This window comes from Aeromonas sp. 603757, from assembly GCF_049171255.1.
Taxonomy (GTDB): Bacteria; Pseudomonadota; Gammaproteobacteria; order Enterobacterales; family Aeromonadaceae; genus Aeromonas; species Aeromonas veronii_A.
The window spans coordinates 1-993 of the sequence record NZ_JAAKOE010000037.1 but is presented as its reverse complement, the minus strand read 5'-3'; the positions used below and the strand labels follow the sequence as shown (position 1 = coordinate 993).

General features: G+C 53.1%; 1 protein-coding gene and 1 pseudogene. Both read right to left on the bottom strand.

What is annotated here, in order from left to right:
- Positions 1-171 precede the first annotated feature (171 nt).
- Positions 172-714, bottom strand: coding sequence for a D-glycero-beta-D-manno-heptose 1,7-bisphosphate 7-phosphatase (gene gmhB, locus G5332_RS20205; protein ID WP_216952229.1), 543 nt, complete (start codon positions 712-714; stop codon positions 172-174).
- Between the two features lie 111 nt (positions 715-825).
- Positions 826-993, bottom strand: a pseudogene (gene tuf / locus G5332_RS20200) (elongation factor Tu); the annotation flags it as partial.

The following is a 993-nucleotide window of genomic DNA, read 5'->3' as shown; positions in this document are numbered from 1 at the left end:
TCAAAGGCTTTTCGAGGTTATCGACGAGGTTGTTTGCGTTGCCGCTTGCCCTGTCGATGGAGGCGCATTATAGGGAGTGAATTCGTTCTGGCAAGGGGATAATTGCAAAAAGATGGCTTTCGCTGTTCGTTCGCTCACAAAGCCACCAATTGGCATATTAAACCGGCGAAATCAGCTTGCTGCAGGCACCGCGATGGCAAAATCGTGCAGGTTGTCATAGATGGCATCTGCCAGTGCGCTACCCGTTTCGGTAACCGGCTTACCGGTTCTGACCATGATCTTGTGACCGACCCCGGCATTGCTCGCTGCTTTCAGATCGGAAGGCTTGTCACCCACCATATAGGAACGGCTCATGTCGATCCCCAATTCCTGTTGCGCCAACAGCAGCATGCCTGGCTCCGGTTTGCGGCAATCACAGGGGGCGCCGTGATCCGGATGATGGGGGCAGAAATAGATGCCATCGAGGTCCACATCCCGATCCGCCAGTGACCAATCCATCCACTCGGTCAGATTCATGAAGTCATCTTCACTGAAGTAGCCGCGGGCGATTCCGGACTGGTTGGTCACAACGACCAGCAGATAGCCTTTCTTTTTGAGGAGCTGCAGGGCGTCTATGACTCCGGGCAGAAAATGGAAGTCATCGACCTGGCTGACATAGCCAGTGTCTTCATTGATGACACCGTCACGATCCAGAAAAATGGCGGGTTTGCTCACGGAAACTACCTCAATCAATGGTTTTGCCCAGTATCTCACAGGGCAGATAAAGCCCAAAAACAAAAGGGGCGGCCGAAGCCACCCCTTTCATGTGTGCATTTAAAGTATCGATTAAGCGATAACTTTAGCTACAACACCAGCACCTACGGTACGGCCACCTTCACGGATAGCGAAACGCAGGCCGTCATCCATCGCGATCGGCGCAATCAGGGTAACAACCATCTTGATGTTGTCGCCCGGCATTACCATCTCTACGCCTTCCGGCAGTTCGATGGTACC